This window comes from Chloroflexota bacterium (assembly GCA_035652535.1).
GTDB lineage: Bacteria > Chloroflexota > UBA6077 > UBA6077 > SHYK01 > DASRDP01.
The window spans coordinates 98,505-105,968 of the sequence record DASRDP010000112.1 but is presented as its reverse complement, the minus strand read 5'-3'; the positions used below and the strand labels follow the sequence as shown (position 1 = coordinate 105,968).

The window sequence follows — 7,464 nt, the reverse complement described above, 5'->3', positions numbered from 1 at the left end:
CCCTCCCCAGCCCCGCCCCCCGCAGGGGGCGGGGAGTACCGGGGCAAGCTTAGGCGGCGGCGCTCCCCCTTCCCCTTCGCGGGGGGAAGGGGGTTGGGGAGATAGGGGTCAGCCGAGGAGGCACCACCGTGGCCGTACGCGGGGAAGAGATCAGCCGCATCCTGCAGCAGCAGATAGCGGGCTTCGACGAGACCGTCACGGCCCAGAACGTCGGGACCGTGATCGAGGTTGGCGACGGCATCGCGCGCATCTGGGGGCTCTCCAATTGCATGGAGAGCGAGCTGTTGGAGTTCCCCAAGAGCAACGTCCAGGGCCTCGCCATGAACCTGGAAGAGGACACCGTCGGCGCCATCGTGCTCGGCCCGTATACCAACATCGCCGAGGGCGACGAGGTAGTCAGCACGGGCCGCGTCATCGAAGTGCCGGTGGGCGACGCGATGATCGGCCGCGTGGTGGACGCGCTCGGGGCGCCGATCGACGGCAAGGGCCCGATCGCCACGACCCGCACGCGGCCGGTCGAGCGCGTGGCGCCGGGCGTGGTGTTCCGCCAGCCGGTGAACACGCCGGTCCAGACCGGCATCAAGGCGCTGGACTCGATGATCCCGATCGGCCGCGGCCAGCGCGAGCTGATCATCGGCGACCGCCAGACGGGCAAGACGGCGGTCGCCATCGACACGATTATCAACCAGAAGGGCGGCGACCTGATCTGTATCTACGTGGCGATCGGCCAGCGCCGCAGCTCGGTGGCCGAGGTCGTCGCCACGCTCGAGCAGTACGGCGCGATGGAGCACACCATCGTCGTCGCCGCCACGGCGTCCGACCCGGCGCCGATGCAGTACATCGCCCCCTACGCCGGCTGCGCGATCGGCGAGGAGTTCATGGAGACCGGCCGCGACGCGCTGATCGTCTACGACGACCTGTCCAAGCACGCCGCGGCCTACCGCCAGGTGTCGCTGCTCCTGCGCCGGCCCGCCGGCCGCGAGGCCTACCCCGGCGACGTGTTCTACCTGCACTCCCGCCTGCTCGAGCGCGCCGCCCGCCTGAACGACGAGCTGGGGGGCGGCTCGCTCACGGCGCTACCGGTCATCGAGACGCAGGCCAACGACGTGTCGGCCTACATCCCGACGAACGTCATCTCGATTACCGACGGCCAGATCTACCTCGAGTCCGACCTGTTCTACCAGGGCATCCGGCCCGCGCTGAACGTCGGCATCTCGGTCTCCCGCGTCGGCGGTGCCGCCCAGACGCGGGCGATGCGCCAGGTGGCCGGCCGCTTGCGCCTCGACCTTGCCCAGTTCCGCGCGCTGGCCGCCTTCGCCCAGTTCGGCTCGGACCTCGACCCTGCCACGCGCGCCCAGCTCGACCGCGGCCTGCGAACGACCGAGGTGCTCAAGCAGCCGCAGTTCTCGCCGCTGCGCCTCGACCAGCAGGTCATGATCATCTTCGCCGTGACCAACGGCTTCCTCGACGACGTGCCGGTCGACAAGATCCAGGCCTGGGAGGCCGAGTTCCACCGCTTCATGGCGAACGCCCACCCCGAGATCGGCGAGCGCATCATGGCCGAGAAGCGCCTGGACGACGACCTGATCGAGCAGCTCAAGGCGGCCATCGAGCAGTTCAAGAAGACCGCGTCCGTGTGAGTGAAGAGTGGTGAGTGATTAGTGGAGAGTAGACCGGGGCTGCGTCTACTCACCACTCTTCACTAATCACTCTGTGTAGGAGTCCGCCCGTGCCAAGCCTGCGAGACATCCGGCGGCGCATCCGCAGCGTGCGGAACACGGCGCAGATCACCAAGGCGATGGAGCTGGTGGCGGCGTCGCGCATGCGGCGGGCGCAGCAGCGCGTGCTCGCCGCCCGGCCCTATGCCGAGGCGATGAGCGCGATGATCAACCAGCTCGGCACGGCGCGGCGCGAGGGCGCTGCCCTCCACCCCTTGCTGCAGCAGCGTGCCGAGCTGCGCCACGTCGCTCTCGTGATGCTGACCACCGACCGCGGACTGTGCGGCGCGCTCAACACGAACGTCATCCGCCGCGGCACGGAGTTCCTGCTCAGCACTCAGCGGGAGATGGAGCTGGTCACGGTGGGACGCAAGGGCCAGGACTTCATGGCCCGCCGCGGCCGGTCCATCCGCGCCACGTTCACCCAGCTCGGCGACCGCCCCGACTACATGGCCATCGTGCCGATCGCGCGGGTGATCATCGACGACTACGAGCAGGGGCGGATCGACGCCGCCTACCTGCTCTATCCGAAGTTCATCTCGACGCTGAGCCAGCGTCCAGAGATCACCCAGATCCTGCCCATCACCCCGCCCGCGGCGACCGATGGCGGCCAGCGCGCGGTCGAGTACATCTACGAGCCCGACCCGCGGGCGATCCTCGACGAGCTGCTGCCGCGCTACGTCGAGGTGGAGATCTACCAGGCCGTCCTCGAGACAGTCGCCAGCGAGCAGAGCGCCCGGATGGTCGCCATGCGGGCGGCGAACGACAATGCCAAGGAGCTGATCGACGGCTTGACCCTGACCTACAACCGGGCGCGCCAGGCCGCGATCACCAGCGAGGTCAACGAGATCGCCAGCGCGGCCAACGCGATGGCCCAGCGAGAGTGATGAGTCATGAGTGATGGGTAATGAGTGGGAGCCTGGACTCATCACTCATCACTCATCACTCATCACTGGAGGCACAGTGGCAACCGGAAAAGTCGTCGAAGTCGTCGGCCCGGTCGTGGACGTCGAGTTCCCGCCGGAGCAGATGCCCGAGATCTTCAACGCCCTCGAGATCACCATGCCCGACAACAGCACCCTGGTCGCGGAGGTGCAGCAGCACCTCGGCAACAACTGGGTGCGCGCCGTGGCGATGTCCAGCACCGACGGCCTGCGCCGCGGCACCGAGGCCCGCGACACCGGCGGCCCGATCAGCGTGCCCGTGGGCCCGGCCGCGCTCGGCCGCATCTTCAACGTCCTCGGGCAGCCGGTCGACGGCAAGGGGCCGGTCGACACCAGCACCCGCTACCCGATCCACCGCCCCGCGCCGAGTCTCGAGGACCAGGAAGTGCGGCCCGAAGTGTTCGAGACGGGCATGAAGGTCGTCGACCTGATCGCCCCGTTCCGCAAGGGCGGCAAGATCGGCGTGTTCGGCGGCGCCGGTGTCGGCAAGACCGTCATCATCATGGAGCTGATCCGCAACGTGGCCGAGGAGCACAGCGGCTACTCGGTGTTCGCGGGCGTCGGCGAGCGCACCCGCGAGGGCAACGACCTCTACCTGGAGATGAAGGAGTCGGGCGTCCTCGACAAGGTCGTGATGGTCTTCGGCCAGATGAACGAGCCGCCCGGCGCCCGCCTCCGCGTGGGCCTGACCGGCGTCACCATGGCGGAGTACTTCCGCGACGAAGGGCGCGACGTGCTCCTCTTCATCGACAACATCTTCCGCTTCACCCAGGCGGGCTCCGAGGTATCGGCGCTGCTCGGTCGCATGCCGTCGGCCGTGGGCTACCAACCGACCCTCGCGACGGAGATGGGCCAGCTCCAGGAGCGCATCACCTCGACGAAGCGCGGGTCCATCACGTCGCTCCAGGCGGTGTACGTGCCCGCCGACGACTACACCGACCCCGCGCCGGCGACCACCTTCGCGCACCTCGACTCGACCATCGCGCTCGAGCGGTCGATCGCCGAGCAGGGCCTGTATCCCGCCATCGATCCGCTCTCCTCGACCTCCCGCATTCTCGACCCGCTCGTCGTGGGCGAGGAGCACTACCGGGTCGCGCGCGAGGTGCAGCGGGTGCTGCAGCGCTACAAGGACCTCCAGGACATCATCGCGATCCTCGGCATCGACGAGCTGAGCGATGACGACAAGCTGATCGTCGCGCGGGCGCGGCGGATCCAGCGCTTCCTGTCCCAGCCGATGTTCGTGGCCGAGGCGTTCACCGGGACGCCAGGGAAGTTCGTCACCCTCAACGAGACGATCCGCGGGTTCGCGGAGATTCTGGAGGGCAAGCACGACGAGCTGCCCGAGCAGGCCTTCTACATGGTCGGGACGATCGACGAGGCGGTGGCCCGGGCCGAAGAACTGGCGAAGGCGTGAGCGGACGTCTTGCGGACCGATTAGGGAGAAACAGGTGCCGAAGCTAACCGTCGAGCTGGTAACCGCGGAACGGGAAGTTCTCAAGCAAGAAGCCGATATAGTAATTGCACCCGCGACGGATGGGACGATCGGCATCCTTCCGCGGCATGCGCCATTGGTCACCACGCTCAATCCTGGAGTCATGACGCTGCGCAATGATGGTGAAGAGCAGGTGCTTTCCGTTTCCGGGGGGTTCCTGCAGGTCTTCCGCGATCGCGTGCTGATCCTGGCCGACGCGGCCGAGCGATCCGACGAGGTCGACGAAGAGCGGGCCGACGCGGCGCGGCAGCGGGCCGAGGCGGCGCTCCGGGAAGCGCAGCGGCGCCCCGGAGGTAGTCTCCAGGCAGAGGCAGCGCGCACGGCGCTCCGTCGCTCGCTGGTGCGGCTCGACGTTGTCCGACGACGGAAGCGCAGAGCGAACCCGTGACGTCCGAGCGCGGCGAGGTGCCAGATGCCTGAGCCGAGCGAGAGCCCGGTCGCGCAGCTGTCTCAGCTCCTCGCTGGCCCCGGGTCCTCCGGCAAGCACCAGGCGGCCGCGCGTTCCGCGGCTGGACCGAGCGTGGTATCGGCGCCAAACGTCGCGCTATCCGTGCGCGGCGGCGCGCCACTCCGGGGCGCCGTTGCCATCGGCGGCGCCAAGAACGCGGCCCTTCCCATCATGGCCGCGTCCCTCCTGACGAGCGGCACGTGCACCATTCGCAACGTGCCGCGCATCGAGGACATCGCAACCCTGACCGATCTGCTTCGCTCGCTCGGGGCGCGGGTGGAGTTCCCCGAGCCGCACACAGCCGTCATCGACGCGAGCAACCTGACCTCCACGCGGGCGCCCGCCGAATTCGTGACGAAGATGCGAGCATCGTTCCTCGTCATGGGGCCCTTGCTCGCGCGTCTCGGCTGCGCAGAGGCCGCCCACCCCGGAGGCTGCGAGATCGGGATCCGGCCGGTGAACGTCGACGTCGAAGGATTTCGCTCGATGGGCGCCGCCGTGCTCAACGACGACGCCGCGTATCACGTCGAATGTCGGCGACTCCACGGCGCGCGCATGTACCTGGACTATCCCAGCCACACAGGGACCGAGAACCTGATGATGGCCGCCTGCCTCGCCGATGGCGAGACGGTGATCCGCCACGCGTCGATGGAGCCGGAGGTGGTGGACCTCGCCCAGTTCCTGAATTCCATGGGGGCGCGGATCCGGGGCGCAGGCACCAGCACGGTGGTCGTTGACGGCGTACCGAAGCTCCACGGCAGCGACTACACGGTGATGCCCGATCGGTTGATCGCGGGCACGTTCCTCGCGGCCGGGCTCATCACCCACGGCGACGTCACGGTCGAAGACGTCATTCCGGACCATCTGGACCCGGTCATCTACAAGCTGGGGCACATGGGCTCAGAGGTCGACACCTGGGGCCGCGCCATCCGATGTCGCTGGCCCGCCAGCGGGCGACTCGAGCGAGTGGACATCCAGGCCATCCACTATCCAGGTTTTCCCACGGACCTGCAGGCGGTATTTGGCGCGCTGCTCACCCAGGCCCACGGGCCCAGCACCATCCACGAGCGCGTATTCGAAAACCGATTGGGGTACGCGACCCAGCTCAACGCGATGGGCGCCCGGATCGAGGTCAGCGCGCAGACCGCGACCATCCATGGTCCGACGCCCCTCCATGGCGCCACGATATCCGCGTTGGACATCCGATCGGGCGCGGCGCTCACCCTCGCCGCCCTCTCGGCCGAAGGCGAAACGCGCATCAACGACGCGTACCACGTCGACCGGGGGTACGAGGATCTGGTCGATGTGCTGCGCCGCCTCGGTGGCGATATCGACCGTCAGTGCTGACTTCGGTGAGCCACTCGCGTATCATGCCCCGCGTCGATCCAACCTAGAACAGGACTCACCGTGTTCGGCAAAGCCATCGGCATCGATCTCGGCACCGCGAACGTCCTGGTTTACGTCAAAGGCCGCGGCATCGTACTCAACGAGCCATCCGTGGTGGCCTACTCCGCCAGCGATTCCAAGGTGCTCGCCGTGGGCACCGAGGCCCGGCAGAGGCTGGGCCGCACGCCCGGGCGCGTGATCGTGACCCGACCCATGCGCGACGGTGTGATCGCGGACTACATGATTACCCAGGCGATGTTGCGGTACTTCATTCGCAAGGTGACGGGCCGCTTCCACCTGTTCAAGCCCAGCGTGATGATCTGCATCCCGGTCGGCGTGACCGGGATCGAGAGCCGCGCGGTCATCGACGCCACCCTCCAGGCGGGGGCGCGCGAGGCGCACCTCATCGCCGAGCCGCTAGCGGCGGCGATCGGCGCGGGCGTGCCGATCTCGAGCCCCAGCGGGAACATGATCGTCGACATCGGCGGCGGCACCAGCGAGGCGGCCATCATCTCCCTCAACGACATCGTCGTCAGCAGCAGCATCCGCATCGGCGGGAACAGGATCGACGACGTGATCGCGACGTACGTCAAGAAGAAGCACAACCTGATCATCGGCGAGCGCACCGCCGAAGAGATCAAGATTCAGATCGGGAGCGCGCTCCCACTGCCTCAAGAGCTGGAGCTCGAGGTCCGGGGGCGGGACCAGGTCGAGGGATTGCCCAAGACCATGGTCCTCACGTCGACGGACATCACTGAGGCGATATCGGAGACCCTGGGGCTTATCGTGGGGAACGCGAAGGCCGTGCTGGAGCAGACTCCGCCCGAGCTGGCCGCCGATATCGCCGACCGTGGCATGCTGCTCACCGGAGGAGGGGCCCTGGTGCGCAACCTGGACACGCTCTTCGCGCGCGAGATCGGCGTCGCGGCTTACGTCGCCGAGGACCCACTGTCCGCGGTCGCCATCGGCGCCGGCAGGGCGCTGGAGAACTTCCACATCTTCCGCGACTGTTTGACATCCGCGTGAGCCGACGGTGACGCCGCTCCTGGTCGCCTTGCTGGCCCTTCGAACCCGTCGCTATACTCAAAGGGCCGCAGGCCACTGGAGGAGGCGTCGATGGTGACGTCCTTTGGGCCGATCGTGCTGGCGGCGGTCATCGCGACCGTCTTCGGGCTACTCCCCCTGATCATCTCCGCGATCTTCGTGCCCCGCCATCCCGACCGCGTGAAGAATGCCCCGTATGAGTGCGGGGTGGAGACGATTGGGCCGACCTCGATCCAGTTCAAGAATCAGTTCTATCTCTACGCGCTGATCTTCGTCATCTTCGACGTCGAAGCGGTGTTCCTGTTCCCCTGGGCTGTCACCTACCGCCAGCTTGGAACCTTCGCCCTCGTGGAGATGGCGATCTTCATCGGCCTGCTGCTCGTCGGGTATGTGTACGCATGGCGCAAGAAAGCGCTCGAATGGACTTAGCAA

General features: G+C 67.6%; 7 protein-coding genes. All 7 read left to right on the top strand.

The genetic code is table 11. The annotated features are described in order from the left end of the window. Positions 1 to 128: 128 nt before the first annotated feature. The 7 genes from atpA to VFC51_14160 all read left to right on the top strand — a co-directional run bounded on the left by atpA (position 129) and on the right by VFC51_14160 (position 7,461). The gene (gene atpA / locus VFC51_14190) at positions 129 to 1,640 is read left to right on the top strand and encodes a F0F1 ATP synthase subunit alpha (GenBank protein HZT08174.1); all 1,512 of its coding nucleotides are present in this window, start codon (positions 129 to 131) and stop codon (positions 1,638 to 1,640) included. An 89-nt stretch (positions 1,641 to 1,729) separates the two neighbouring features. After that, positions 1,730 to 2,605 (top strand): ATP synthase F1 subunit gamma, encoded by an 876-nt coding sequence (gene atpG, locus VFC51_14185; protein HZT08173.1) that lies wholly within the window; start codon positions 1,730 to 1,732, stop codon positions 2,603 to 2,605. Positions 2,606 to 2,681: 76 nt separating this feature from the next. Further along, a complete protein-coding gene (gene atpD / locus VFC51_14180; GenBank protein HZT08172.1) occupies positions 2,682 to 4,076 on the top strand; it encodes a F0F1 ATP synthase subunit beta in 1,395 nt (464 codons plus the stop codon). Positions 4,077 to 4,110: 34 nt separating this feature from the next. After that, on the top strand, positions 4,111 to 4,542 hold the full coding sequence (locus VFC51_14175) for a F0F1 ATP synthase subunit epsilon (protein HZT08171.1): 432 nt from the start codon (positions 4,111 to 4,113) through the stop codon (positions 4,540 to 4,542). A gap of 24 nt (positions 4,543 to 4,566) precedes the next feature. Continuing rightward, positions 4,567 to 5,949 carry a UDP-N-acetylglucosamine 1-carboxyvinyltransferase gene (murA, locus tag VFC51_14170; GenBank protein ID HZT08170.1) on the top strand — a complete coding sequence of 461 codons (1,383 nt, stop codon included), beginning with the start codon at positions 4,567 to 4,569 and terminating at the stop codon, positions 5,947 to 5,949. 60 nt (positions 5,950 to 6,009) lie between these two features. Then, on the top strand, positions 6,010 to 7,014 hold the full coding sequence (locus VFC51_14165; GenBank protein ID HZT08169.1) for a rod shape-determining protein: 1,005 nt from the start codon (positions 6,010 to 6,012) through the stop codon (positions 7,012 to 7,014). A gap of 90 nt (positions 7,015 to 7,104) precedes the next feature. Then, positions 7,105 to 7,461 carry an NADH-quinone oxidoreductase subunit A gene (locus VFC51_14160; protein HZT08168.1) on the top strand — a complete coding sequence of 119 codons (357 nt, stop codon included), beginning with the start codon at positions 7,105 to 7,107 and terminating at the stop codon, positions 7,459 to 7,461. Positions 7,462 to 7,464: the final 3 nt, after the last annotated feature.